The 25,993-nt window shown below is 65.4% G+C and carries 25 protein-coding genes; 20 read left to right on the forward strand and 5 right to left on the reverse strand.

Annotated elements, in window-relative coordinates; all coding sequences use genetic code 11:
- The first annotated feature begins 22 nt into the window (after positions 1 to 22).
- From ACLIJ1_RS10455 to ACLIJ1_RS10465, 3 genes are read left to right on the forward strand one after another with little or no spacing between them, the layout of a single operon-like run.
- A complete protein-coding gene (locus ACLIJ1_RS10455) occupies positions 23 to 172 on the forward strand; it encodes a DUF5989 family protein (RefSeq protein WP_411365448.1) in 150 nt (49 codons plus the stop codon).
- A 3-nt stretch (positions 173 to 175) separates the two neighbouring features.
- Positions 176 to 2,008 carry a carbamoyltransferase gene (locus tag ACLIJ1_RS10460; protein ID WP_411365449.1) on the forward strand — a complete coding sequence of 611 codons (1,833 nt, stop codon included), beginning with the start codon at positions 176 to 178 and terminating at the stop codon, positions 2,006 to 2,008.
- A gap of 2 nt (positions 2,009 to 2,010) precedes the next feature.
- A complete protein-coding gene (locus ACLIJ1_RS10465; protein WP_411365450.1) occupies positions 2,011 to 3,027 on the forward strand; it encodes a hypothetical protein in 1,017 nt (338 codons plus the stop codon).
- A 15-nt stretch (positions 3,028 to 3,042) separates the two neighbouring features.
- Here ACLIJ1_RS10465 and ACLIJ1_RS10470 read toward each other — a convergent pair whose 3' ends face one another.
- Together ACLIJ1_RS10470 and ACLIJ1_RS10475 are read right to left on the reverse strand one after the other, a co-directional pair.
- Positions 3,043 to 3,774: a winged helix-turn-helix domain-containing protein gene (locus tag ACLIJ1_RS10470; protein ID WP_411365451.1), complete on the reverse strand. Its 732-nt coding sequence runs from the start codon at positions 3,772 to 3,774 to the stop codon at positions 3,043 to 3,045.
- A complete protein-coding gene (locus ACLIJ1_RS10475; protein WP_411365452.1) occupies positions 3,771 to 5,402 on the reverse strand; it encodes an ATP-binding protein in 1,632 nt (543 codons plus the stop codon). Before ACLIJ1_RS10475 ends, ACLIJ1_RS10470 begins: the two co-directional genes overlap by 4 nt.
- 88 nt (positions 5,403 to 5,490) lie before the next feature.
- Here ACLIJ1_RS10475 and ACLIJ1_RS10480 point away from each other — a divergent pair, with 88 nt between their 5' ends.
- From ACLIJ1_RS10480 to ACLIJ1_RS10495, 4 genes are read left to right on the forward strand one after another with little or no spacing between them, the layout of a single operon-like run.
- Complete coding sequence (locus ACLIJ1_RS10480; protein WP_411365453.1) at positions 5,491 to 6,450, forward strand: glutathione S-transferase family protein; 960 nt, start codon at positions 5,491 to 5,493, stop codon at positions 6,448 to 6,450.
- Positions 6,447 to 6,938, forward strand: a complete 492-nt coding sequence (locus ACLIJ1_RS10485; RefSeq protein ID WP_411365454.1) for a GNAT family N-acetyltransferase — start codon at positions 6,447 to 6,449, stop codon at positions 6,936 to 6,938. The genes ACLIJ1_RS10480 and ACLIJ1_RS10485 overlap by 4 nt, the downstream gene beginning before the upstream one ends.
- Before the next feature lie 25 nt (positions 6,939 to 6,963).
- A complete protein-coding gene (locus ACLIJ1_RS10490) occupies positions 6,964 to 7,869 on the forward strand; it encodes an SDR family oxidoreductase (protein WP_411365455.1) in 906 nt (301 codons plus the stop codon).
- Positions 7,870 to 7,877: 8 nt separating this feature from the next.
- Positions 7,878 to 8,426, forward strand: coding sequence for a methylated-DNA--[protein]-cysteine S-methyltransferase (locus ACLIJ1_RS10495; RefSeq protein WP_411365456.1), 549 nt, complete (start codon positions 7,878 to 7,880; stop codon positions 8,424 to 8,426).
- A 73-nt stretch (positions 8,427 to 8,499) separates the two neighbouring features.
- Here the strand turns inward: ACLIJ1_RS10495 and ACLIJ1_RS10500 are convergent, their stop codons facing one another.
- The gene (locus ACLIJ1_RS10500) at positions 8,500 to 8,784 is read right to left on the reverse strand and encodes a hypothetical protein (RefSeq protein WP_411365457.1); all 285 of its coding nucleotides are present in this window, start codon (positions 8,782 to 8,784) and stop codon (positions 8,500 to 8,502) included.
- Positions 8,785 to 9,190: 406 nt separating this feature from the next.
- On the opposite strand from ACLIJ1_RS10500, the gene ACLIJ1_RS10505 reads away from it, so the two are divergent.
- From ACLIJ1_RS10505 to ACLIJ1_RS10520, 4 genes are all read left to right on the forward strand, one after another.
- Complete coding sequence (locus ACLIJ1_RS10505; RefSeq protein ID WP_411365458.1) at positions 9,191 to 10,708, forward strand: ATP-dependent nuclease; 1,518 nt, start codon at positions 9,191 to 9,193, stop codon at positions 10,706 to 10,708.
- Positions 10,709 to 10,929: 221 nt separating this feature from the next.
- A complete protein-coding gene (locus ACLIJ1_RS10510; protein ID WP_411365459.1) occupies positions 10,930 to 13,311 on the forward strand; it encodes a Tex family protein in 2,382 nt (793 codons plus the stop codon).
- Between the two features lie 106 nt (positions 13,312 to 13,417).
- Positions 13,418 to 14,245 carry an HDOD domain-containing protein gene (locus tag ACLIJ1_RS10515; RefSeq protein WP_411365460.1) on the forward strand — a complete coding sequence of 276 codons (828 nt, stop codon included), beginning with the start codon at positions 13,418 to 13,420 and terminating at the stop codon, positions 14,243 to 14,245.
- An 84-nt stretch (positions 14,246 to 14,329) separates the two neighbouring features.
- The gene (locus tag ACLIJ1_RS10520; RefSeq protein WP_411365461.1) at positions 14,330 to 15,160 is read left to right on the forward strand and encodes an HDOD domain-containing protein; all 831 of its coding nucleotides are present in this window, start codon (positions 14,330 to 14,332) and stop codon (positions 15,158 to 15,160) included.
- Positions 15,161 to 15,200: 40 nt separating this feature from the next.
- Here ACLIJ1_RS10520 and ACLIJ1_RS10525 read toward each other — a convergent pair whose 3' ends face one another.
- On the reverse strand, positions 15,201 to 16,178 hold the full coding sequence (locus tag ACLIJ1_RS10525) for a Bug family tripartite tricarboxylate transporter substrate binding protein (protein ID WP_411365462.1): 978 nt from the start codon (positions 16,176 to 16,178) through the stop codon (positions 15,201 to 15,203).
- Between the two features lie 107 nt (positions 16,179 to 16,285).
- Between ACLIJ1_RS10525 and ACLIJ1_RS10530 the strand changes: the two genes are divergently transcribed.
- Positions 16,286 to 17,374 carry a patatin-like phospholipase family protein gene (locus ACLIJ1_RS10530; protein WP_411365463.1) on the forward strand — a complete coding sequence of 363 codons (1,089 nt, stop codon included), beginning with the start codon at positions 16,286 to 16,288 and terminating at the stop codon, positions 17,372 to 17,374.
- 24 nt (positions 17,375 to 17,398) lie between these two features.
- Positions 17,399 to 17,677, forward strand: coding sequence for a DUF2164 domain-containing protein (locus ACLIJ1_RS10535; RefSeq protein WP_411365464.1), 279 nt, complete (start codon positions 17,399 to 17,401; stop codon positions 17,675 to 17,677).
- On the opposite strand, the gene ACLIJ1_RS10540 is transcribed toward ACLIJ1_RS10535, so the two are convergent.
- Entirely contained in the window at positions 17,678 to 18,619 is a 942-nt protein-coding gene (locus ACLIJ1_RS10540; RefSeq protein ID WP_411365465.1) for a LysR substrate-binding domain-containing protein, read from the reverse strand.
- A 111-nt stretch (positions 18,620 to 18,730) separates the two neighbouring features.
- Here ACLIJ1_RS10540 and ACLIJ1_RS10545 point away from each other — a divergent pair, with 111 nt between their 5' ends.
- From ACLIJ1_RS10545 to gap, 7 genes are read left to right on the forward strand one after another with little or no spacing between them, the layout of a single operon-like run.
- Complete coding sequence (locus ACLIJ1_RS10545) at positions 18,731 to 19,438, forward strand: HAD-IA family hydrolase (RefSeq protein ID WP_411365466.1); 708 nt, start codon at positions 18,731 to 18,733, stop codon at positions 19,436 to 19,438.
- Between the two features lie 44 nt (positions 19,439 to 19,482).
- Positions 19,483 to 20,181: a ribulose-phosphate 3-epimerase gene (gene rpe, locus ACLIJ1_RS10550; RefSeq protein WP_411365467.1), complete on the forward strand. Its 699-nt coding sequence runs from the start codon at positions 19,483 to 19,485 to the stop codon at positions 20,179 to 20,181.
- Positions 20,182 to 20,201: 20 nt separating this feature from the next.
- Entirely contained in the window at positions 20,202 to 21,296 is a 1,095-nt protein-coding gene (locus ACLIJ1_RS10555; protein ID WP_411365468.1) for a class 1 fructose-bisphosphatase, read from the forward strand.
- A gap of 36 nt (positions 21,297 to 21,332) precedes the next feature.
- Positions 21,333 to 22,217, forward strand: coding sequence for a phosphoribulokinase (locus ACLIJ1_RS10560; protein WP_411365469.1), 885 nt, complete (start codon positions 21,333 to 21,335; stop codon positions 22,215 to 22,217).
- Positions 22,218 to 22,268: 51 nt separating this feature from the next.
- Complete coding sequence (gene tkt / locus ACLIJ1_RS10565) at positions 22,269 to 24,248, forward strand: transketolase (protein WP_411365747.1); 1,980 nt, start codon at positions 22,269 to 22,271, stop codon at positions 24,246 to 24,248.
- Complete coding sequence (locus tag ACLIJ1_RS10570; protein ID WP_411365470.1) at positions 24,245 to 24,937, forward strand: HAD family hydrolase; 693 nt, start codon at positions 24,245 to 24,247, stop codon at positions 24,935 to 24,937. Before tkt ends, ACLIJ1_RS10570 begins: the two co-directional genes overlap by 4 nt.
- Before the next feature lie 37 nt (positions 24,938 to 24,974).
- Positions 24,975 to 25,982, forward strand: coding sequence for a type I glyceraldehyde-3-phosphate dehydrogenase (gene gap / locus ACLIJ1_RS10575; RefSeq protein WP_411365471.1), 1,008 nt, complete (start codon positions 24,975 to 24,977; stop codon positions 25,980 to 25,982).
- Positions 25,983 to 25,993: the final 11 nt, after the last annotated feature.

Here is a 25,993-nt window from a genome sequence, read left to right on the forward strand (position 1 = left end):
TCCGTTCCTGGACCCCATTCACATGTCCTTTATTTCTGAACTGCTGACTTTCCTGCGCGCCCGCAAGAAGCTCTGGCTGCTGCCCTTGATCCTGATGATCGTGCTGATCGGGAGTCTGTTGATCCTGGCCCAGGGCTCCGTGCTGGCGCCTTTCATCTACACGCTGTTCTGACCGATGAACATTCTGGGCATCTCGGCGTATTACCACGACTCGGCGGCCTGCCTGGTGGTGGGCAACAAGGTGGTGGCGGCAGCGCAGGAAGAGCGGTTCACGCGCAAGAAGCACGACAGCGGCTTTCCCTCGAAGGCCATCGCTTACTGCCTGTCGCAGGCCGGCATCTCGCCGTCGCAGGTCGATCAGGTCGTGTTCTACGACAAGCCGTTCCTGAAGTTCGAGCGTCTGTTCGAAACCTACCTGGCCTTTGCTCCCCGGGGCCTCAAGAGCTTTGCGACCTCGTTGCCGGTCTGGGTCAAGGACAAGCTGTTCCAGCGCCGGGTGATCGAACAGGATCTGGCGCAGGCACTGGGCGACAAGGTGGCCTGGGGCGAGCGCCTGCTGTTCTCCGAGCACCACCTGAGCCACGCGGCAAGCGCCTTCTTTCCCTCGCCGTACGAGCGCGCGGCCGTGCTCACCATGGACGGCGTCGGCGAATGGACCACGACCTCGCTGGCGATCGGCAATGGCAGCGACCTGCAGATTGCCCGTGAAATCCAGTTTCCCCATTCGCTCGGGCTGCTCTATTCGGCGCTGACCTATTACACCGGTTTCAAGGTCAATTCCGGCGAATACAAGGTCATGGGTCTGGCGCCCTACGGCGAGCCGCGATTCGCGCAGCTGATCCGCGACCACCTGATCGATGTGAAGGACGACGGCAGCTTCACGCTGGACATGTCGTACTTCAATTACTGCACGGGTCTGACGATGACCAGCCCGAAGTTCCACGACGCTTTCGGCGGTCCGCCGCGCGAGCCGGAATCGGAACTGACCCAGCGCGAAATGGACCTGGCCGCGTCGATCCAGGTGGTGGTCGAGGACGTGGTGCTCAAGATGGCGCGCAGCCTCGCCAAGGAAACCGGGGAGCGCAACCTCTGCCTGGCCGGTGGCGTGGCGCTCAACTGCGTGGCCAACGGCAAGCTGCTGCGCGATGGCAGCTTCGACAACATCTGGATCCAGCCGGCCGCCGGCGATGCGGGCGGCGCTCTGGGAGCCGCCCTGGCGGTGGCGCACCTGCGCAACAAGGCGCCGCGCGCGCTGGTGCCTGGTGGTGACGGCATGGCCGGTTCCTACCTCGGCCCGGTCTACGGCATGGCCGACATCGAAGCCGGGCTGCAAGGCTCGGTCTACACCGTGCTCGACGACGACGCGATCATCGAGCAGACGGCGCAGGCCCTGGCATCCGGCAAAGCCATCGGCTGGATGCAGGGGCGCATGGAGTTCGGCCCGCGTTCGCTCGGCGGCCGCAGCATCCTGGCCGACCCCCGCTCGCCGCACATGCAGAAGCAGCTGAACCTCAAGGTCAAGTACCGCGAGTCGTTCAGACCTTTTGCACCCAGCGTGCTGCGCGAAGAGGTGGCCAACTGGTTCGAGCTCGACGGCGACAGCCCGTACATGTTGCTGGTGGCCGATGTGAAGCCGGAGCACCGCCGCACCATGACCGCGGAAGAAGAGGCGCTGTTCGGTATCGAGAAGCTCAATGTGCCGCGCTCGAGCATCCCGTCGGTGACGCACGTCGACTACTCGGCGCGCATCCAGACGGTGTCCGCGTCCACCAACCCGCGTTACCACGCACTGATCAAGCGCTTCCAGGAGCTGACCGGCTGCCCGGTGCTGGTCAACACGTCGTTCAACGTGCGCGGCGAGCCCATCGTCTGCAACGCGCAGGATGCACTGCGCTGCTTCATGGGCACCGAGCTGGATGTGCTGGTGGTCGGCAACGCCCTCCTGCGCAAGGAAGACCAGCCCGAGAGCCTGCGCGAGAACTACCAGGACCTCTACGAGCTGGATTGACCATGGAACAGAAGTCGTCCCGCCTGCGCAACCTCGCCTTCTACGGCATCGCGCTGTCGCCGCTGCTGGCGATCGTGGGGGTTCTGGTGTATTTCACCTTCCTGACCAACGCGTTTCCGCAGGCCTATCGCCAGTACATCCGCAACATCAATTTCGACTGTTTCGAGGTGGTGCCCGATCACCGCTATGTCTACCGCATGAAGCCCGGCGAATGCCACTTCAACAACGCGGAATACACCACCGTCCAGACCATCGATGCCAACGGCTTTCGCAATGCCAACCCGAAGATCGGGTACGACGCCAAGGTGGTGCTGCTCGGTGACTCGCACACTTACGGCTTCTCGGTCAACGACGCCGACACGCTCAACGCCCAGCTCAAGAGCCGGCACAACATCGACGCACTGAACCTGGGCGTGCCGATCTACGCCACCTACCGCGAGCTGGCGGCCGCCGAGGACCATGCGCCCAATGCGGAAGTGCTGGTGCTGCAGTACTGCGAAAACGACTTCGGGGAAAACTCCGAATACCTGACTCTTCCCCCCGATCAGGAACCGGAAAACCGCAAGGGCATCCTGCAGAACATTACCCTCGCCAAAGAGGTTTACCAGGCCCGCAAGGCAGCCGGGACGCCGCTGGGCGACACCTTCAGGGGGATTGCGCAGGTGATCAGCCAGGGCGAGTATTCCAACCGCTGGGAAATGAAGAAGGAGGACCGCGAGCGCAACTACGAGTACGAAGCCGAGCAGTTCTCCGAGATCCTGGCGCGGCACAAGGAGTACATCAAGAACCGCCACCTGATCGTCTATGAATCGACAAGCTACGGTCGCAACAGCATTGTGTTCAAGGCGGCGTTCGACAAGGTGCTGCACCGCGAGTTCCCCGACCTGAACATCGAGGTGCTCGACGTCAGCAAGGTCGTCAACAAGCGCGACTACTTCTGGCTCGACGACCACCCGCGCGCCAGCTTCTACGCCAAGGTGGCCGACATGCTGGCCCCGCATCTCAAGCCGGGCGCCTGACCCGACCGCTTCGGGTCACTCCTCGGCGTCGGCCGAGGAATCGGCGCCTTCCGCCCCGGTGGCGTTGCTGCAGAACTTGTATCCCACGCCCGGTTCGTTGATCAGGTGGACCGGGTCGGCGGGCCGGTCTTCCAGCTTGGCGCGCAATTGCGCGATGTACAGCCGCAGGTAGTGGGTCTGTTCGGCGTTGCCCGGCCCCCAGACGGTCGAGAGCAGTTGCCGGCGCGGCACCACCTTGTCGGCCGAGCGCACCAGCACTTCCAGCAACTTGAACTCGGTTGGCGTGAGGCGCACCCGCTCGCCCTTGCGCGTGACCGTGTGGCTGCCGGTGTCGATGACCAGATCGCCGGCCTCGAACACCAGCGGGCCGCGTGCCGACGGTTGACGGCGGCGCGCGGCGACGCGGATGCGCGCCATCAGCTCTGGCACCGAGAACGGCTTGACCAGATAGTCTTCGGCGCCGCGGTCCAGCAGGCGGATGCGGGTGTCTTCGTTGTGTTCGGCCGAAATCACCACCACCGACAGGTTGGCGCGCAGCAGCTCGTCGAGCAATTGCTCCCCGTTGCCGTCGGGCAGGTTCAGGTCCAGCAGCACCACCTGGAAGCGGTCGCGGGACTGCCGCAACTGGGCTTGCGCTTCCTGGATGCGGGTGGCGACCACGACTTCGTGGCCTTCGAGCTGCAGCGGCTGCAGCAACGCGCTGCGCAGGCGCGAGTCGTCTTCGATCAGCAGGATGCTCGGCTTCATGAGATCGGTTCTTCTTCGATGAGCGATGTCGGGATGGTCATGGCGGTTTCACTCGACAGCGGCAGCACACATTCGAACACCGAACCGCCGCCGTCCCGCGGTTTCCAGGTGATCTCGCCGCCATGGGCCTTGAGGATGGCCCGGCACAGTGCCAGGCCCACGCCGGTGCCCATGCGCTGTCGGCTGCTTTCCTCGGGCAGACCCGTCGCGTGCTTGAGGGCGCGGCCGCGCTCGAACACCTGGAACAGCCGCAGCTGCAGCGCCGGATCGATGCCCGGCCCGCGGTCCATCACCGCGATGTGCAGCATGTTGTCTTCCGTCCAGGCGGCAATGTGTGGTGCTTGCCCGCCAGCGTATGAGCGGGCGTTGTCCAGCAGGTTGTCGAGCACCTGGGCCAGCAGGATGGCATCGCAGCGGATCAGCGGCAGGCCGGGGGCCAGGTCGGCGGTGGCCCGCCAGTCGGGGTCGCGGGTGCGGAAGCGGTGCAGCACGCTGCCCAGCAGGTCTTCGATCGACTCCCATTCGAGCTGCAGCGAGAACGCCTGCGCGTCCAGTCGGGCCAACTGCAGCATGTTGCCGGTGACCCGCTTGAGGTGCTCGACCTCGTCGATGATGTTGTCGAGCATGCGCTGCTTTTCGTTCGGGCCCAGTTGCCGGTCGTGGGTCCGCATCTGCGACGCGTGCGAGAGGATGGTGGTCAGCGGGGTGCGGTACTCGTGCGACACCGCCGACAGCACCAGGTTGCTGTGCTGGCGCCGGAAGGCGGCCTTGCTGGCGGCGGCGGCCTTGCGGGCCCGCTGAGCGCGTTCCAGCGCCATGCCGAACAGGTTGCACAGGGTCTGTGCCGCGTCCAGGTCGGCCCGGGACTTGGCGCCCGCGCTCCGCCAGATCAGCAGCGCCGCACCCAGCGTCGACTGCTGTCCGGTGAGCGGCAGGCAGATGCCGTGCGGCCCGGCCGGCACGGGGGCCTGGATAGACATGCACTGGCGCATGGCGGCCAGCTGGGCGTCGTCGATGGTGCCCCAGTGTTCCGGCTTGCTGTCGCGCGCTGGATCGCCAGGTTCCGCGGAAGCATCCGACACATCGGCGGCGATGATCAGGCTGACCTGCGCGTCGACCATGCTGGTCAGCGCCGAACCGATGAAGGGCGTGACCTCCGCCGGGTCTTCGCTGCGGTTGAGCGTGTTGCTCACCCCGTTGAGCGTCTTGAGCTGGCCGATGCGCTGCTGCAGCGCCAGGCCGACGATGCGCAGCCGCGAGGTCAGGGCGCCGACCACCAGACTGACGCCCAGCGCCACGATCAGGATCACATCGTGGTGCAGGCCCAGCTTGAACTGGAAACTGCCGATGGGCGGTGCAAACAGGTAGTTGAAGGCCAGCGCCGCGCCCAGGGCGAAGACCACCGCCATCAGCGGCGTCACGAACAGCGAGGCCAGCGCCGAGGTCAGGATCAGGGTGACCGTGATGGCCGCCAGCCCCAGCTCCAGCGTGGTCTGCATCCAGTCCATGCAGGCAAAGCCGCCGACCCAGATCAGGGCACTGATGCCCCAGCGCGGTCTGGCGAGCACACCCCGCTCGACCGACAGCGGGTCGTCGAGCAGGTCCATGAAGGGGCGAAGAATGGCCATGACCCCTATTGTCGTGGGAGTGACCGCGGATTTTCGCGTTTGATGCACACTGCGGCGGTCGTCATCCCCGACCCGAGGAACCGCAGACATGGCTTCGATTTCCGTGCCCGAGGGCAGCATTCCCATCCTCCACCACTACCCGATGTCGCCTTTTGCGGAGAAGGCGCGCCTGATGCTGGGCTTCAAGGGGCTGGACTGGCAGAGCGTCTACATCCCCAGCGTGATGCCCAAGCCGGACCTGGTGGCGCTCACCGGCGGCTACCGCCGCACCCCGATCCTGCAGATCGGCGCTGACATCTGGTGCGACACCGCGCTGATCGCGACGGTGTTGGAACACCTGAAACCGGCCCCCGCGCTGTTTCCCGACGCGCTCAAGGGCGCGGCACGCATCGTGGCTCAGTGGGCCGACAGCACCCTGTTCTGGGCGGCCATGGGCTACAGCCTCGGCCCCAAGGGCGCCGCGACCCTGTTCGCCAACCAGCCGCCCGAAGCGGCGCAAACCTTTGCCGCCGACCGTGGCGCCATGAGCAGCGGCATGACCCGCGTGCGCCCGGGCGACGCCGCATCGGCCTACCGCAGCTACCTGCGGCGGCTGGCGCACATGCTGCACGGGCAGCCCTTCCTGCTGGGCGACGTGCCCTGCATCGCCGACTTCTCGGCCTACCACCCGCTCTGGTTCACCCGAAACCTGGTGCCGCCGCTGGCGGGCATTCTGGATGCGACACCCGAGGTGCTGGCCTGGATGGACCGCATGGCGGCCTTTGGACACGGCAAACCCGCCAAGCTCGGTTCCAGCGACGCCATCGCCATCGCGGCCGCCGCCGAACCCGCGTCCCTGACCGGCGAAGTGTTCCAGGACGACCACGGCATCGCCCTGGGCAGCCGCGTCACCGTGGCCGCCGAGAGCTTCGGCACCGAGACCACCGAAGGCGTGCTCCTGGCCGCCACGCGCACGCACTACACGCTCGAACGCCACGACGATCGCGCCGGCCGCCTGCATGTGCATTTCCCCCGCGTGGGCTACGTGCTGCGGGAAGTGCGCGCTTGAGCGGGCAGACGGTGTTCGGTGCGGGCGACGCCGTGCAATGGCGCTGCCTGCCTTTCCACGCCATGGGCGCCGACACGCTGTACCGCCTGCTGCGGCTGCGCAGCGAGGTGTTCGTGGTCGAGCAGAACTGCGTGTTTCTGGATCTCGACGGGCTGGACACCCAGTGCCTGCACGTGCTCGGCGAAGTGGTCGACGCGCAGGGCGTGGTCCAACTGCACGCCAGCACCCGCCTGGTCCCGCCCGGGCTGGGCTTTGCCGAGGCCAGCATCGGCCGCGTGGTCACCGCCCCGGCCGCGCGCGGCGGCGGCATCGGCCACGCGCTGATGGCCGAGTCCGTGCGCCTGCTGGAGCAGATCTGGGGACCTCAGCCGATCCGCATCGGCGCCCAGGCGCACCTCGAACGTTTCTACAACCGGCACGGCTTCGTGTCGGACGACAAGCCCTATGTCGAAGACGGCATTCCGCACCTGGAAATGATCCGCCGCTGACCCCAACAACCACAGGAGACAAGACGTGATTTCAGACTTCAAAGGCAAGACCGCCGTGCTCACCGGCGCCGGTTCCGGCTTCGGCCTCGAATGCGCCCGCATCGGCGCGCGGCTGGGCATGAACCTGGTGCTGGTCGATGTGCAGCAGGACGCGCTCGACAAGGCACAGGCCGAGATGGAAGCCGCGGGCGCACAGGTGCTGGCGCGCAAGGTCGACGTGTCCAGCGCCGAGCAGATGGACGCGCTGGCGCAGGCCGTGCAGCAGCGTTTCGGCGCGCCGCACTTCGTCTTCAACAACGCGGGCGTCGGCTCCGGCGGCCTGATCTGGGAGAACTCGGTCAAAGACTGGGAATGGGTGCTCGGCGTCAACGTCTGGGGCGTGATCCACGGCGTGCGCCTGTTCACCCCGATGATGCTGGCCGCCGCGCAGGCCGACCCAGCGTACCGCGGCCACATCGTCAACACCGCCAGCATGGCGGGCCTGCTGACCCCGCCCAACATGGGCGTCTACAACGTCAGCAAACACGCCGTGGTCAGCCTGACCGAGACGCTGTACCAGGACCTGAAGCTGGTCACCGACCAGGTCAGCGCCAGCGTGCTCTGCCCGTACTTCGTGCCCACCGGCATCAACAAGAGCGACCGCAACAGGCCCGCCGAGATGGCCGACGAGAAGCCCACCCGCAGCCAACTGATCGGCCAGGCCATGAGCGACAAGGCCGTCGGCTCCGGCAAGATCACCGCCGCGCAGGTCGCCGAGATGGTGTTCCACGCCATCGGCCACGACCAGTTCTACATCTACAGCCACCCCAAGGCGCTAGGCAACGCGAAAAGCCGCTTCGACGCCATCGTCGCCGGCACCAACCCGCCCGACCCGTTCGCCGAGCGGCCCGACATCGGCGAAGGCCTGCGGCAGGCCCTGCGCGCCGCCTGATCCCTGCCATGGACAGCGCCGGCCACACGCTGTTCGAGACAGCGATCGGCACCTGCGGCATGGCCTGGGGGCCGGCGGGCATCACCGCGGTGCAGCTGCCCGAGCCCACGCCCAACCGCACCCGCCAGCGCCTGCTGCGCAACCTGCCGGCGCCGGTGCCCGACGCCGGCCCGCCGCCCGACGTCCAGTCGGCCATCACCGAACTCAAAGCCGCCCTGCGCGGCGAGCGGCCAGCCGATCTGCGGCACCTGCCGCTCGACATGTCGCGCCTCACGCCGTTCCTGCAACGCGTCTACGAACGCGCCCGCGCCATCCCGCCCGGGCAGGTGCTGACCTACGGCGAACTGGCCGCCGAGATGGGCGACAAACACCTCGCCCGCGCCATCGGCCAGGCCATGGGCGCCAACCCCTTCGCGCCCGTCGTGCCCTGCCACCGCGTGCTCGCGGCGGGCGGCCAGCCCGGCGGCTTCTCGGCCAGCGGCGGGGCGGTCACCAAGTGGCGCCTGCTGGAGATCGAGGGCTACCGGCCCGGTGGTGAGCCGTCGCTGTTCGACTGAGTTGGAACATCAGCACCGGCACTTTCACCACGAAGCGGAAGTCGTCCGGCACCTGGCTGGCGTAACGCGCGTACTACCCCTCGCTTTGCGGCCCCTCGTCCCACACGATGCCGGCCCAGCCCGGGTAGCTCCAGGTCGACGCGCCCAGGCGGATGCGCGGGTTCAGGCGGGTGGCGAGGGCGAGGGTGGAGGCGTCGGGTGGGAGGGGGAGGACTTCGGTGGAGCGGCGGCGGGGTGGGGTGGGCGTGGCGCCGTCGTCGGCACTCTCTGGTGCAGCGACGGGTGTTTTCGGTCGGGTGGGTGGCGGTGCAGGTGGCGCACCGAACAGGTCGTCCTGCATGTTGGCTCCTGTTATCACCGATGGGGCGTGAGTTGCATGAACTGACAGGCGACTATTCGAGACTTGTGACAAAACATTGCAGAATCGCCCTTGCAGCATAAAACAAGCCGACAAGCTTTGGGCAGATGGTCATGAACCACTCCTTGTCAATTCAGCCTTGAAGTAAGGCCGGGCGGTCGAGCAAAGTGTCACACCGCTGTTCTCAACTACGCAAAATGCAAGATTTGAGTACTCAATGCATGCTTGAATCAAGAATCAAGGCCTTATGCCAAAGCACCAGAGCTCGAGGCTTTTGTGCCAAACGAAGTCAAGTGGCGAGACCTCCTCCTCGCGTCCTTTGAAATGCGTTCTGGTGGAATGCTTGAGGTGGGACCAAACAGACTTGGTGTCGAAATTCAATGCTTTATATTTGAATTGTAAAAATATGATTATCACACTCAGAAATATCAAGAAAATAAAGAAATTAGAGTTTCATATGCCTGCGCCGGGCGTCTGGGTACTTACAGGTTTGAATGGAACCGGAAAGACCAGTTTATTTGCCTCTCTGTATAGGATTGGTGCTCAGCATGCATTTCAGAAATTCTATAAAACAAGTCCTAATGAAAATAGATTGGACTCGTATGACAATGCGGAAATTGAGTACAAGATAGACGGCGAATCGGCGAAGTATCACTATGGCGGCCAGCGTTGGCGAGCAACTCCTAGGCGAAATGCTGCATTGCTAGATCAATCGCCCTATGCTTCGGTTGAGTATGTTGAGGCAAGCGGCAAGAGAATAGAACCTTACCCAGACGAAATTCAACCAAGGCGATTGCGAGCTGCCGAGAAAAATGTGCGGGACTTTCTTTCGGCAGTCCTTGCTGACCAGAAGTGGGATAGTCTGAAGTACGTAAACACCCGACGCGGTGTCGGAAATGATGCGTACCTTATTCCGTATCAAAATGATGGTCGAAATTTCTATTTTTCCGAGAAGAGCTTTAGCCTAGGCGAGTTGTGCACTTTAAAGCTTGCAAAGACAATATGCACCGTACCTGACAACAGTCTTCTCTTAATCGATGAGGTGGAAATGGCGCTTCACCCACAAGCCCAGGTGCGACTGTTAAAAAAGGTTGTTGAATTGGCGGAGCAAAAAGGCTTAACAGTACTTTTTTCAACTCATTCGGCGACGTTAATTAAGAATGCAAATCGCAAAAGCATCATTCATTTGCTTAGTGACTCTTCGGGAGAGGTGTCAACCGTTATCGGTGCATTTCCGGCGCAAGTGTTAGGCGACATCGCCTTTGATGATGAGCTTGCTGCTGACTTTGTGTTTTATGTTGAAGATAAACAGGCGAAGTTGCTTGTGGAGCAAATGGTTGGTATGTATATGGCGAAGTGCCATCCCAATGCAAGCCATCGACCTCTTTATAAGATAGCGCCGGTGGGGGGCTTTGTTCAAGTGGTTGAGATGCTGAATACCTCATCAAGTATATTTCCCAATCATGTTCGAAGGTATGCACTACTCGATGAGGACGTAAAAACCGAGTCCCTTGTTCAAGCCCGTCGACAACAGAATACTGCATTGCTGAGTTTGTTTGCGACAGCAGCAGATCGAGTAAAGTTTCTGCCTTGCACGCCCGAGCTTGGTGTTATTCAGATGCTTGAGCAATCAGTAGCTGAGAATGCAGAGCTTTTGATGCGGCTCAATCAAATGTTTGCGGGGCAAGTGATAAACATCGCAAACCTAACAACCTCCAATGACTACCTCTTGCTCACAAAGACGAATATTCGGGATCGTGCAAAAGATCGGCTCAGCAATGTTGTGGATAAAGTCGTGGCTTTAACAGGCTTGGATGAGATTCATGTTAGACGCACCATGTATTATGAGTACTGTAAATTTAAGTATGGTGACAATGCTGGGGGGCTTCGACAGCTTCTTGGTCCAGTATTTAATGTGCATTAGTCAGTTTCAGGGGGTTCAATAATGAATTTTGAATGATGTAGATTTTTGAGTGCATTGACATTAATCGGATGATTTGATGCGGCCTAATCTAGGATGTTCTCTTGGGCAATCAGTGCACTACTAAATAGCAAGTTCGGGTACTTGGAGCTCCAAGGCCACTTCACCCCTGTGGCAAACTCGCCCGCTTCGTTTGAAACCGGGCCGCTCGCGCCCCTTGGGACATGCAGAAAATCATCGCGCAGATCGCGCAGGAGATCAGGGTTGAGCCGCGGCAGGTGCTGGCCGCGGTGGAGTTGCTGGACGGGGGGGCGACGGTGCCCTTCATCGCCCGCTACCGCAAGGAAGTGACGGGCGGGCTGGACGACGTCCAGCTGCGCGAGCTGGAGTACCGCCTGGGTTACCTGCGCGAGCTGGAAGACCGCCGTGCGACGGTGCTGAAGGCGATTGACGAGCAGGGCAAGCTGACCGACGCGCTGCGCGTGGCGATTGCCCAGGCGCCGACCAAGCAGGAGCTGGAAGACATCTACCTGCCGTTCAAGCTCAAGCGCCGCACCAAGGGGCAGATCGCCCGGGAGTTCGGCATCGAGCCGCTGGCCGACAAGCTGTTTGCCGACCCGACGCTGGACCCGCTGGCCGAAGCCGCGGCCTTCACCAAGCCGCCCGAGGTGCTGGACGACGGCAAGCCGGGCGCGGACTTCTCGACGCCGCAGGCAGTGCTCGACGGCGTGCGCGACATCCTTTCGGAGCGCTGGGCCGAAAACCCGGCGCTGGTGCAGTCGCTGCGCGAGTGGCTGTGGGCCGAGGGCCTGCTGCAGAGCAAGCTGGTGGCGGGCAAGGACGAGAACAACGCCGACGTCGCCAAGTTCCGCGACTATTTTGAGTACGACGAGCCGATCGGCCGCGTGCCGTCGCACCGGGCGCTGGCGGTGTTCCGCGGCCGGGCGCTGGAGATTCTGGACGCCAAGCTGGTGTTGCCCGAGATGCCCGAGCCGGGCAAGCCGTCGTTGGCCGAAGGCAAGATCGCGCTGCACCTGGGCTGGAGCCACCAGGCCCGCAAGGCGGACGACCTGATCCGCAAGTGCGTGGCCTGGACCTGGCGCGTGAAGCTGAGCCTCTCTACCGAGCGCGACCTGTTCACCCGGCTGCGCGAGAGCGCCGAGGCGGTGGCGATCAAGGTGTTTGCCGACAACCTGCGCGACCTGCTGCTGGCGGCGCCCGCCGGCCAGAAGGCCGTGATGGGCCTGGACCCGGGCATTCGCACCGGGGTGAAGGTGGCGGTGGTGGACGCGACCGGCAAGCTGGTGGCGACGAACACGGTCTACCCGCACGAGCCGCGCCGCGATTGGGACGGTTCCCTGCACACGCTGGCGCTTCTGTGCCGCCAGCACGGCGTGCAGCTGATCGCGATCGGCAACGGGACGGCCAGCCGCGAGACCGACAAGCTGGCCGGTGAACTGATCAAGATGCTCGCCAAGGCGGGCATCGAAGGCGTGCAGAAGGTGGTGGTGAGCGAGGCGGGCGCCTCGGTCTATTCCGCCAGCGAGTTCGCCAGCCTGGAGATGCCGGACGTGGACGTGAGCCTGCGCGGCGCGGCGTCGATTGCCCGCCGCCTGCAGGACCCGCTGGCCGAGCTGGTGAAGATCGACCCCAAGAGCATTGGCGTGGGCCAGTACCAGCACGACGTGAACCAGAGCGAGCTGGCGCGCACGCTGGACACGGTGGTGGAAGACTGCGTGAACGGCGTGGGCGTGGACCTGAACACGGCCAGCGTGCCGCTGCTCACCCGCGTGTCGGGCCTGTCGGGCTCGGTGGCCAAGGCCGTGGTGCGCTGGCGCGAAGCCAACGGCGCCTTCAAGAGCCGCCAGCAGCTGCTGGATGTGACCGGCCTGGGCGCCAAGACCTTTGAGCTGGCGGCGGGCTTCCTGCGCATCCGCGATGGCGACAACCCGCTGGACATGACCGGCGTGCACCCGGAAACCTATCCGGTGGTCGAGCAGATCATCGCCAAGACCGGCCAGCCGGTGGCGAACCTGATGGGCCGCGCCGACATGCTCAAGACCCTGCGGCCCGAGCTGTTTGCCAACGAGAAATTCGGCGTCATCACGGTCAAGGACATCCTGGGCGAGCTGGAGAAGCCGGGCCGCGACCCGCGCCCGGACTTCCAGGTGGCGCGCTTCAACGAGGGCGTGGACGACATCGCCGACCTGAAGGAAGGCATGGTGCTCGAAGGAACGGTGTCCAACGTCGCGCAATTTGGCGCCTTCGTCGATCTGGGCGTGCACCAGGACGGGCTGATCCACGTCAGCCAGCTGAGCCACAAGTTCGTCAACGACGCGCGCGAGGTGGTCAAGACCGGCGACATCGTCAAGGTGAAGGTGCTGGAGGTCGACGCGGCTCGCAAGCGCATCAGCCTGACCATGAAGCTGGACGCTGCGCCCGCCCGCAAGGACGGCCCGCGCGACAACCGCTTCGAGCCGTCGCGCGGTGGCCCGAGGGGCGACCACGGCCGGGGGCAGGGGAACCACGGCGGCGGACAGCGCCAGCCCGAGGCGGCCGGCGCCATGGCCTCGGCCTTTGCCAAGCTGCAGGGCCTGAAGCGTTAAGCCTGTCACGCCGGCCGGGGGGCGGGTATTCGGGGACTCAAGTCGGGGTCGGGGTGGTCGATAGAGGAGGTGTTCATTCCTACATCCGTACCTTGGATTTCCGACCATGGAACTCGAAGCCCTGCTCAACTACCCCCGCGCCCTCCCGGCGATGCCGCGGGCCGTGTCGGACCTGCTGGTCGAGATGAACCGGGAGGACCCGAGCCCCAAACGGGTGTCCGAACTGATCGGTCGCGATCCGGCGCTCACCACCCGGGTGCTGCGGCTGTCGAATTCGGCCTTTTTCCGGGTCAGCCGCAAGATCGGCAGCTCGGACGAGGCGGTGGCGCTGCTGGGCATGACCCACGTGCGCTCGCTGGTGATGGCGGCCGCGCTGGGCGGCAGCTTCAAGAATGTGCCCGGCATCGATCTCAAGCAGTTCTGGCGCTACAGCCTGCGCGCGGCCGAGATCGCGCGCTCACTCTCCGAAACCCTGCGACAGAACCAGAGCGGCGCCTTCACGGCCGGCCTGATCCACGCCATCGGCATCCTGGTGATGCACATCGCCATGCCCGACCGCATGGCGCCGCTGGACCTGGCCACGCCGCCGCTGGATTTCAACCGCGCCGCCGCCGAAAAGGCCGCGCTGGGCTACAGCTACGCCGAAGTGGGCGCCGGCCTGGTCGAGCGCTGGCAGTTCCCGGTCGAGATGGTGTCGGCCCTGACCAACCAGATTGCCCCGTTCGAGGGCGAGAACTACGACCCGCTGGCCGGCGTGCTGCACCTGGCCTCGTGGCGGGCGCGGGCCGAAGAACTCCAGCTGGACGACAACGGCCTGGCCGCGACCTTCCCCGACATGGTCGGCCTGACGCTGGGACTCGATCTGGACAGCGTGCTGGGCAAGGACCCGTCGGAATGGTCGATTTCCCAGGCGCTGGGCGCTTTCATCGGCTGAACGCCGTTCAGCCCCTCAAGTCCCACGTCCAACGGTCGAAACATCTACGACCCACCCTCCAAATCCACCCAAGGGAACAGTGCCATGCAGCTCGATAAATTGCTCAAGCAACCGAATGCCCTGCCTTCTGCGCCCAAGGTGGTGCGCAAGCTGATGGAGACCTTCGACAAGGAAGAGGTTGATCTGCTGCAGGCTGCGGCGTTGATCGAATCCGATCCGGTGTTGACCGCCAAGCTCATCAAGACCGCCAACTCGGCCTTCTTCGGGCTGCACCGCTCGGTCTCCAACGCCCGCGAAGCGATGAACATGATGGGCCTGATCAAGGTGCGTGCGCTGGTGATCGGCGCGGCGCTGGGTGACGGGTTCCACCGCCTGGGTGGCGTCAACCTCGGCCAGTTCTGGCGCTACAGCCTCAACAGCGCCAACCTCTCGCGCTACATCGCGCTGCCGATCCGCATCGACGAAAGCACCGCGTTCACCGCCGGCCTGGTGCACGGCATCGGCGAGCTGGTGATGCACGCCGGCATGCCCGAGGCCATGATCGACCTGGACCGCAGCGTGCCCATGCTCGACCTCAAGCGGGCGCGCGCCGAGCGCGGCCTGTTCGGCTACAGCTACGCCGAGGTCGGCGCCGCACTGGCCCGCGAGTGGAAGTTTCCCAAGAAGATGATCAACGCGATCGAGCACCAGGTGGCGCCGTTCGACAACGACGTCTACGAGCCGATCGCCGGCGTGATCCACATCGCTTCGTGGCGCGCGCGGGCTGAAGAGCTGGCGCTGGGCAGCGAGGGCCTGATCAACACCTACCCCGACCCGATCGGCCTGGTGCTGGGCATCGACCCCGACACCGTGATCGGCGAAGAAATTCCGTCGCTGACCCGCTCGGTGCAGGAAAACTCGGCCGAGATTTCCTGAGGCAGTGAACGGCGCCGGGCGCCTTGCCCGGGCCGATGGCTCAGCTCTTGAGCCGCAGCATCATGGTGACGGCACTGGCAATCGCCTGCTCGATCACCAGCGACTCGGCAAAGTCCTTGCCGTGCATCAGCCCGCCGATCCACTTGCGTTCAGACAGCGTCTGTATCCAGCTCGGGTGCAGCGTGGCCGCGATCACGATGCGCCGCAGATTCTCGCGGTCGGCTTCCGAAATCTGTCCGGGGCCGAAGACCGCGCGCCAGTTGCCCAGCTCCGTGCCCACGCCCTGTTCCGTCAGCGACGGCACGCCGTACAGCGTCTTGCGCGACGAGATGGCCAGCGGCACCAGCGCCTTGCTTTCGATGTCCGCCTGGAACTCGCTGTAGCTGGAAATGGCGATCTGCGCCGTGCCCTTCTCCAGCAGGGCCACCGCCTCGCGTCCGCTGGCGGTCGGCAGGTAGCTCAGGCGGTTGAGGTCCAGCCGCAGCTGCCGCGCCATCATGCCGGCCAGCATGTGGTCGACGCCGCCGGACGAACCACCCGTGAAGGCCACCGCGCCGAGGTCCTTGCGCATCGCTTCGATCAGCGCCGGCATGGTCGTCAGTTTCGATCCGGCCTTCGCGACCAGCACCATGAAGTCGTTGGTCAGACGGGCCACCGGCGTGACGCGGGCCAGCGTGACTTCCGGCTTGCCCACCGCGATCGCGCCGAGCATCACCATGCCGCCCACCAGCAGGGCCGAAGGGTCCTGACTGTAGCGCGCGACGAAATCGGCCAGGCCGATGGTGCCGCCCTTGCCGCCCTTGTTTTCGTACTCGACCTTGCCCGCCAGGCCCGCCGCCTGGATCGAGGCGCCGAGGGCCCGGCCGGTCTGGTCCCAGCCGCCGCCCGCGCCGCCGGGAATGTAGATGCGCATCGAGGGCAGGGCGCGCGGCGCTGCGGGCTGGGCCTGCAGCGACGGCGCAAGGCTCCACAGAGGGGTGCCCACCGTGGCGGCAAGCAGCAGGCTTCGACGTTTCATGCGCAGGGTTCCTCGGGTTTGAGGTCAAATTGGCATTTCAGTCACTCCGACTGTCAGTCTGCTGTCACCCGCGTCCGGATTTACCCGGAGCACCTTCCGTTGTGTCCATGCCTTCATTGCGTCTCTACGCGGGTCCTGCCGCGCTGCGCCACCTGCGCGAACACGGCCTGCGCCCGCAGGACGTCGGCGCCATCCCGGCGGCCGCCGGTGGGCCCAAGGGCCTGATCCTCGGCCCGCTCGACCGCTTCCTGTTCGGCCAGTGGCTGCCGCAGAGCAGCCAGCCGGTGGACCTCATCGGCGCGTCCATCGGCGCCTGGCGCATGGCGACGGCCTGCCTGCAGGACAGCGTGCCCGCTTTCCACCGGCTCGAACGCGACTACATCGCGCAGCACTACGACTTGCCGCCCGGGCAGAAGACGCCGACCGCCGACCAGATCAGCGGCCAGTTCGGCCACAACCTGCGCCTGTTCTACGGCGGCCGCATCGGCGAGGTGCTCAGCCACCCGCGCTACCGGCTGCACATCGTCACCTCCCGCGGGCGCCACGTGCTCGCGCAGGAGGGCAAGCTGCGCACGCCGCTGGGCTACGCGGCGGCCTTTGCTGCCAACGCGGTGAGCCGCAAGGCGCTGGGGCACTGGCTGGAGCGGGTGGTGTTCTCGACGGGCGACGCGGGCGGCGTTGCTGCGCTGCCGTTCGACGACCGCGACTTCCGCACCCGCCAGGTCGCGCTCAGCGCCGAGAACTTCATGCCGGCGCTGCAGGCCAGTTGCTCGATCCCGTTTGTGCTGCGCGCGGTGCACCAGATTCCGGGCGCGCCGGCCGGCGCCTATTGGGACGGCGGCATCACCGACTACCACCTGCACCTGCGCTACCGCACGCCCGACGCTTCGCCCATCGTGCTCTACCCGCACTTCCAGAAAGCGGTGGTGCCCGGCTGGCTCGACAAGGCCTGGAAGCGGCGCCATGTGTCGAGCGCGGCGCTGGACCGCATGCTGGTGATCGCGCCCGACAACGACTGGGTGCGCACGCTGCCCGGCGGCAAGCTGCCCGACCGCACCGACTTCACCCGCCACGGCCAGAACCTCGCCGCCCGCATGAAGGTCTGGAACGCCGCGACCGCCGCCGCGACCCAGCTGGCCGACGAATTCGCGGCCTGGCTGGAGCGGCCCGACCTGTCGCGCATCGAGGCGCTCTGAACCGTCCCGCCCAAGGAGGAACCCATGACCATCGAACTGTCGAAAGAACTGCGCGCCGAAGCTGTCGCGTCCATCGAGCGCTACTTCCGCGAACACATGGACGAGAAGATCGGCAACATCGCCGCCGGCGGCCTGCTGGGTTTCTTCCTCGAAGAGATCGGCCCGGTGGTCTACAACAAGGCCGTTGCCGACGTGCAGGAGCGGCTGCAGTTGCGGGTCTCCGAAATCGATCTGGAAGTCCACGAAGACGAGTTCCAGTACTGGCGCAAGTACGACCGGCAGGCCAAGGCGCCCAAACGCTAGTCAGCCGGCCGGCAACAGGCGCAGGTGGCGGCCGTACTTGTCGGCCAGGTAACCCTCGGCGTGTTCGAGCATGAAGTAGCGGAAGGCTTCGGCCGAGGGTGAGAGCAGCTTGGAGAGCGTGTGCACCACGTTCCAGGCGCGCACGATGGGCGTGCCTTCGACGTCGAGGATGGCGATCAGGCCGTGTTCGAGTTCGAGGCCGATGGTGTGCAGCGAGAGGAAGCTGATGCCCATGCCGGCCATCACCGCCTGCTTGATGGTTTCGTTGCTGCCCATCTCCATCACCACGCGCGGTTCCATGCGCCACTTCTCCAGGAAGTTCTCCATCGCCGCGCGCGTGCCCGAGCCGCGTTCGCGCAGGATGAAGCCGTAGGGCCGCAGGCTCTCGACGGTGGGGTGGCCGATCTTGAGCAGCGGGTGGTCGACCGGCGCCACGAACACGTGCGGGTGCGCCGCGAAGGGCTCGGTGCGGGTGGCCAGCTCCTTGGGCGGCCGGCCCATGATGGCGATGTCCACCTCGTTGCCGTGCAGCATCTTCACCAGCTGCTCGCGGTTGCCCACCGCGAGCCGGATTTCCACACCCTCGTGTTCGCGCTGGAACTGCGCCAGCAGCGGCGGCAGGAAGTACTTGGCGGTGCTGACCATGCCGATGGTCAGCTGCCCGACCTCCACCTGCTTGAGGCGCGCGGCGGCGTCTTCGGCGTCCTTGAGCGTGGCCAGCATCTTGCGCGCATAGACCAGCATGTATTCACCCGCGGTCGTGAGCGCGACCTGACGCCCGCTGCGCTCGAACAGCGGCAGGCCGACGTGACCCTCCAGCTCCTTGACCTGCATGGTCACGGCCGGCGGCGTCAGGTGCAGTGCCTCGGCCGCGCGCGCGAAGCTGAGGTGGCGGGCGACCTCGTTGAACACCCTGAGCTGGCGGAAGGTGGCGTTCTTCATTCAGTGATTGCTTAAGTGAAAGTCAATTACTTGTGAATTTACCTTATTTCAATGGCGCCATACAGTCCGCCTCACCCCTGAAATTCCATTGTGTGAAAAAGGTGAACGGACATGCTCAAGGCCCTGATCTTCGATGTGGACGGCACGCTCGCCGATACCGAAGGCCTGCACCTGGAGGCTTTCAACCACGCTTTCCGTGAGGAAGGGCTGGACTGGCATTGGGGTGTGGACGAGTACATCCGCCTGCTGGAGATCTCCGGCGGCCGCGAGCGCCTGATGCACTACTGGCGCAGCGTGAACCCCGATCTCAAGGAGGTCGACCACGGCGCGGTGCAGGACCTGGTCGCCCGGCTGCACGAGCTCAAGACCGCCTATTACGAGAACGCCGTGCTGCAGGGCGCGGTCAGCCTGCGGCCCGGCGTGCTGGCGCTGATGAGCGAAGCGCGCGCCCAGGGCCTGCAGCTGGCGATCGCCACCACCACCTCGCCCGTCAACATCGCCGCGCTGCTGCGCACCGCCATCGGCACCGACTGGCGCGAGCATTTCCTGTCGATCGGCGATGCCAGCAACGCACCGGTCAAGAAGCCCAACCCGCAGGTCTACATGAAGGTGCTGGCCGATCTCGGCATCCGCGCGGCCGACTGCGTGGCCTTCGAGGACTCGTCCAACGGGCTGAAGGCGGCGCTGGCCGCCGGCCTGGACACCGTGATCACCCCCAACCGCTTCACCGCGCACCACGACTTCAGGGGCGCGCTGCGCACCGTCGCCGACCTCACGCAGGTCAGCGTGTCTCGGCTGCGCGAATGGCACGCCCGCTGACCGCGCCCGCTGAATCTCCTGTTTCCCTTCCACCACCACCCGCCATGTCCGCCATCCGCATCGCCCCGTCCATCCTCTCCGCCGACTTCGCCCGCCTGGGTGAAGAGGTGCGCGCCATCGAAACCGCTGGCGCCGACCTCGTGCACTTTGACGTGATGGACAACCACTACGTGCCCAACCTGACCATCGGGCCGCTGGTCTGCGAAGCGATCCGCCCGCACGTGAAGATCGGCATCGATGTGCACCTGATGGTGGAGCCGGTGGATGCGCTGATCCCGCTGTTCGCCAAGGCCGGCGCCAACCTCATCAGCTTCCACCCCGAGGCCAGCCGACACGTCGACCGCACGCTGCAGCTGATCCGCGACCATGGCTGCAAGGCCGGTCTCGCGTTCAACCCGGCCACGCCTCTCGAATGGATGGACCACGTCATGGACAAGCTGGACCTGGTCCTGCTCATGAGCGTGAATCCGGGCTTCGGCGGCCAGCAGTTCATCCCGTCGACGCTGTCCAAGCTGCGCGCCGCGCGCCAGCGCATCGACGCGTTCGCCGCCGACACCGGTCGCGACATCTGGCTGGAGGTCGATGGCGGCGTGAAGGTCGACAACATCGCCGGCATCGTGGCCGCCGGGGCCGACACCCTGGTCGCCGGCAGCGCCGTGTTCGGTGCGCCCGACAACGACGGCGGCTACCGCAACGTGATGAAGCAGCTTCGCCTGAATGCTGCCCAAGCCTCGAATTCCTGAAACCCCCGAAAGCTCTCCCCATGACCACGCGCCGCCGCTTCACGCTCACGCAATACCTGATCGAACAACGCCGCCGCTTCCCCGGTGCCAGCGGCGACTTCAATGCCCTGCTGCTGGATGTGGCGCTGGCCTGCAAGGCCATCGCGCGTTCGGTCGCCTTCGGTGAACTCGGCGGCGTGCTGGGCAACCCGGCGGCCGATGTGGCGACGGCGGTCAACGTACAGGGCGAAGAACAGAAGCGCCTGGACGTGATCAGCAACGCCTACTTCACCGAGATGACGGAGTGGGGCGGCCACCTCGCGGGCATGGCGTCCGAGGAAATGGACCACCCGTACCAGATTCCCGAGACGCAGCAGCGCGGCAAGTACCTGCTGGTGTTCGATCCGCTGGACGGGTCTTCGAACATCGATGTCAACGTGACCGTCGGTTCGATCTTCTCCATCCTGCGCGCGCCGCAGGACGTGATCGACTCCGGCCGCGATGTGGTCGAGGCCGACTTCCTGCAGCCGGGCACGCAGCAACTGGCCGCCGGCTACGCGCTCTATGGCCCCACCACGATGCTGGTGCTGACGGTGGGCAACGGCGTGGCCGGTTTCACGCTGGACCCGAACCTGGGCCAGTTCATGCTGACGCACCCGAACCTGCAGATTCCGGAAGACACGCACGAATTCGCGATCAATGCCTCCAACAGCCGCTTCTGGGAAGCGCCCGTGAAGCGCTATGTCGACGAGTGCCTGGCCGGCAAGACCGGCGCGCGCGGCAAGGACTTCAACATGCGCTGGATCGCCTCGATGGTGGCCGAGGCGCACCGCATCCTGATGCGCGGCGGCGTGTTCATGTACCCGAAGGACACCAAGGACCTGAGCAAGCACGGCCGCCTGCGCCTGCTGTACGAAGCCAACCCGGTCGGCATGCTGATCGAGCAGGCCGGCGGCCGCGCCAGCACGGGCCGCGAACCGGTGCTGGCCACCCAGCCCACCACGCTGCACCAGCGCATCGGCCTGGTGTTCGGCTCGAAGAACGAAGTGGAGCGCATCGAGCGCTACCACCGCGAGCCCGGCGCCTACAAGGAGACCAACCCCCTGTTCGCCGAACGCAGCCTGTTTCGCGACTGATCGCGCACCGCATTTTTCATCTCCGGAGACAAGACCATGTCAGAACGACACCCCATCATTGCGATCACTGGTTCCAGCGGCGCGGGCACCTCGACCGTGACCCGCACCTTCCAGAACATCTTCCGCCGCGAGGAGCTCACGGCCGCCGTCATCGAAGGCGACAGCTTCCACCGCTTCGACCGCAAGGCCATGAAGGCGCGCATGGCCGAGGAAGAGGCCAAGGGCAACCAGCACTTCAGCCACTTCGGTGCCGAGGGCAACCTGTTCCCCGAGATCGAGGCGCTGTTTCGCCAATACGCGACCGACGGCAGCGGCAAGTGCCGCAAGTACCTGCACAACGCCGATGAGGCCGCCCCGTACAAGCAGGACCCGGGCACCTTCACGCCCTGGGAAGAGATTCCCGAAGGCACCGACCTGCTGTTCTACGAAGGCCTGCACGGCGCGGTGAAGACCGACACCGTGGACATCGCGCAGTACCCCGACCTGCTGATCGGCGTGGTGCCCTCGATCAACCTGGAGTGGGTGCAGAAGCTGATCCGCGACAAGACCCAGCGCGGCTACAGCCAGGAAGCGGTGGTCGACACCATCCTGCGCCGCATGCCCGACTACGTGAACTACATCGTTCCGCAGTTCGGCCTGACGCACGTGAACTTCCAGCGCGTGCCGGTGGTGGACACGAGCAACCCGTTCATCGCACGCGACATTCCGAGCGCCGACGAGAGCATGGTGGTGATCCGCTTCGCCAAGCCCAAGGGCATCGACTTCCAGTACCTGCTGTCGATGATCAACGGCTCGTGGATGAGCCGCGCCAACACCATCGTGGTGCCGGGCGGAAAGATGGAGATCGCGATGCAGCTGATCTTCACGCCGTTCATCTGGCGAATGATGGAGCGGAAAAAACGCGCCTTCGGCCACGCCTGATCGGGACAGGAGACAACCATGCAGAACCCTTCTCCTGAACTCGCGCGCTCGATGGCGAACGCGATCCGCATGCTTGCCGTGGACGCGGTCGAGAAAGCCAAGTCCGGCCACCCCGGCGCGCCGATGGGCATGGCCGACATTGCCGAGGTGCTCTGGAACCGCCACCTCCAGCACAACCCGGCCAACCCCCACTGGCCCGACCGCGACCGGTTCGTGCTCTCCAACGGCCACGGCTCGATGCTGATCTACGCGCTGCTGCACCTCACGGGTTACGACCTGCCAATGGAGGAGCTGAAGAAGTTCCGCCAGCTGCACAGCAAGACCGCCGGCCACCCCGAAGTCGGCATCACCCCCGGCGTCGAAACCACCACCGGCCCGCTGGGCCAGGGCATCAGCAACGCGGTGGGCATGGCGCTGGCCGAGAAGCTGCTGGCGGCCGAGTTCAACCGCGATGGTCACCGCGTGGTGGACCACTTCACCTACGCCTTCCAGGGCGACGGCTGCCTGATGGAAGGCATCAGCCACGAGGCCTGTTCGCTGGCCGGCACCTTGCGCCTCTCGAAGCTGGTCGCCTTCTACGACGACAACGGCATCTCGATCGATGGCCACGTCGAAGGCTGGTTCACCGACGACACGCCGAGGCGCTTCGAAGCCTACGGCTGGCACGTGATTCCGAAGGTGAACGGCCACGACCCGGTTGCCATCGAGGCCGCACTGGTCGAGGCGAAGAAACAGGGCGCCCGCGCCGACGGCAAGCCCACGCTGATCTGCTGCCAGACCGTGATCGGCATGGGTTCGCCCAACAAGGCCGGTACGCACGACGTGCACGGCGCGGCGCTGGGCGCTGCGGAAGTGCAGGCCACACGCGACGCGCTGGGCTGGACGGCCGCGCCGTTCGAGATCCCTTCGGAGATCGCCACGGCCTGGAATGCCCGTGAGCGCGGCGTGCAACTCGAACGCGAATGGCGCCTGCGCTTCGAGGCCTACCGCACCGCGTTTCCCGCCGAGGCGGCCGAGTTCGAACGGCGCATGGCCGGCGAGCTGCTGCCCGCCTTCGCACAGCAGTTGCCGTCGTTGCTGGCAGCCATCGCCGCGAAGCCCGACGCCGTGGCCACCCGCAAGGCCAGCCAGAACGCGCTGGACGCACTGGCGCCGCTGGTGCCCGAGTTCTTCGGCGGCAGTGCCGACCTCACGGGCTCCAACCTCACCAACTTCAAGGGCTGCGTGAAGGCGGGCCGCGACTCCTGGGGCAACCACCTGAGCTACGGCGTGCGCGAGTTCGGCATGGCCGCCCTCATGAACGGCATGGCGCTGCACGGCGGCTTCATTCCCTACGGCGGCACCTTCCTCACGTTCAGCGACTACAGCCGCAATGCGGTCCGCATGGCTGCGTTGATGAAGCAGCGCGTGATCCACGTGTTCACCCACGACTCCATCGGCCTGGGCGAAGACGGGCCGACTCACCAGAGCGTGGAACATGTGCCCAGCCTGCGCATCATCCCGGGGCTGGACGTCTGGCGGCCGGCCGACGGGCTGGAGACAGCGGTGGCATGGGCGCACGCGATCGAACGCCGCGACGGCCCGAGCGCGCTGTGCCTCTCGCGCCAGAACCTGCCGCGCGTCGCCGCCATCGAACAGACCGGCGCGATCCGCCAGGGCGGTTATGTGCTCAGCGACATGGCCGATCCGCAGGCGGTGATCGTCGCCACCGGCTCCGAGGTCGAGATCGCGCTGGCGGCGCAGGCCGCGCTGGCCAGCGACGGCGTGCGCACCCGCGTGGTGTCAATGCCGTGCTCCAACCTGTTCGACCGCCAGAGCGCGGCCTACCAGGACAGCGTGTTGCCCCTGGCCCTGCCCACGGTGGCGGTCGAGGCCGCGCACCCGGACTTCTGGCGCAAGTACGTGGGCCGCTCCGGTGCGGTGATCGGCATCGCCAGCTTCGGCGAATCCGCGCCGGCCAAGGAGCTCTACGCGCACTTCGGCATCACGTCCGCAGCAGTCGTGTCGGCGGTGAAAGGGCAGTTGGCGTGAGCGCGTATCCCTTTGACCTGATCCTGTTCGATCTGGACGGCACGCTCGTCGAGACCGCACCCGAGATTGCCGATGCGGTCAACGACACGCTCAGCGCACTCGGGCACCCGGCGGTGTCGCAGCAGGAAGTCGACGACTGGATCGGCCACGGCACGCGCGAGCTGCTGATCCAGGCACTGGCCAAAGTGCTGGGCACCACGACCGCCACGGTCCGTCAATCCGAGGCCTTCCCCCGGATCGAAGCCGACTTCGCGCACCACTACCAGGCGCGTTGCGGCACCCGCAGCCGCCTCTATCCGTCGGTGACCGAGAGCCTCAAGGCCTTGCGTGCGGCGGGCGTGACGCTGGTGCTGATGACCAACAAGGAAGGGCGCTACACGCAGACGGTGCTGGACGCGCACGGTCTGTCGCCGCTGTTCGATCGCGTGATCAGCGGCGACACGCTGCCGGTGAAAAAGCCCGATCCGGCCGGCGTGCACGACTGCCTGGAGATGTTCGACGTGCTGCAGGCGCGCGCGCTGTTCGTGGGCGACTCGTCCATCGACGTGGCCACCGCGCGCAACGCCGGCATCTCCGTCTGGGCGCTGCCGTACGGATACAACATGGGCGAGCCCATAGAGTCCTGCGACCCGGACCGGGTGATCCCCGACCTTTCGGCGTTGACCACCCTGCTGCCGGTACCGGCCTGAACGCCTTTTTTCCATCCCACTTTCAGAGAACTTCCCCATGACCATCCAGATTGGTATCAACGGCTTCGGGCGCATCGGGCGCATGGTGTTGCGCGCCGTGGCGCAGGAGGCCGAATTCAAGGACATCGAAGTCGTTGCGATCAACGACCTGCTCGACCCCGAGTACCTGGCCTACATGCTGCAGTACGACTCGGTGCACGGCCGCTTCAAGGGCACCGTGTCCGTCGAGGACAAGCACCTGGTGGTCAACGGCAGAAAGATCCGCCTGACCGCCGAGAAGGACCCCGCCAACCTGAAGTGGAGCGAAGCGGGCGCCGACCTGGTGGTCGAAGCTACCGGCTTCTTCCTGACCAAGGACACCTGCCAGAAGCACATCGATGCCGGTGCGAAGAAGGTGGTGCAGTCCGCACCGTCCAAGGACGACACGCCCATGTTCGTGTTCGGCGTGAACCACGCGAAGTACGCGGGTGAGGCCATCGTGTCCGCCGCGTCGTGCACCACCAACTGCCTGGCTCCCGTGGCCAAGGTGCTCAACGACAGCTTCGGCATCAAGCGCGGCCTCATGACCACCGTGCACGCCGCCACCGCGACGCAGAAGACCGTCGACGGCCCGAGCCACAAGGACTGGCGCGGCGGCCGCGGCATCCTGGAGAACATCATTCCCTCCAGCACCGGCGCGGCCAAGGCCGTGGGCGTGGTGCTGCCCGAACTGAACAAGAAGCTGACCGGCATGGCCTTCCGCGTTCCGACCTCCGACGTGTCGGTGGTGGACCTGACGGTCGAGCTGAACAAGGAAGCGAGTTACGAAGACATCTGCAAGGCCATGAAGACGGCCTCGGACGGTGCGCTCAAGGGCGTGCTGGGTTACACCAGCGACAAGGTGGTGTCCACCGACTTTCGCGGTTGCGCCATGCCTTCCATCTTTGATGCCGACGCCGGCATCGCGCTGGACAAGACTTTCGTCAAGGTGGTGGCCTGGTACGACAACGAGTACGGCTACACCTGCAACATGATGCGCTTCGTGCAGCACGTGGGCAGCCGCTGATCCGGGAGACG

Origin of the sequence: Hydrogenophaga sp. RWCD_12, assembly GCF_046604225.1 — a bacterium.
In the GTDB taxonomy this organism is placed as follows: domain Bacteria; phylum Pseudomonadota; class Gammaproteobacteria; order Burkholderiales; family Burkholderiaceae_C; genus Hydrogenophaga.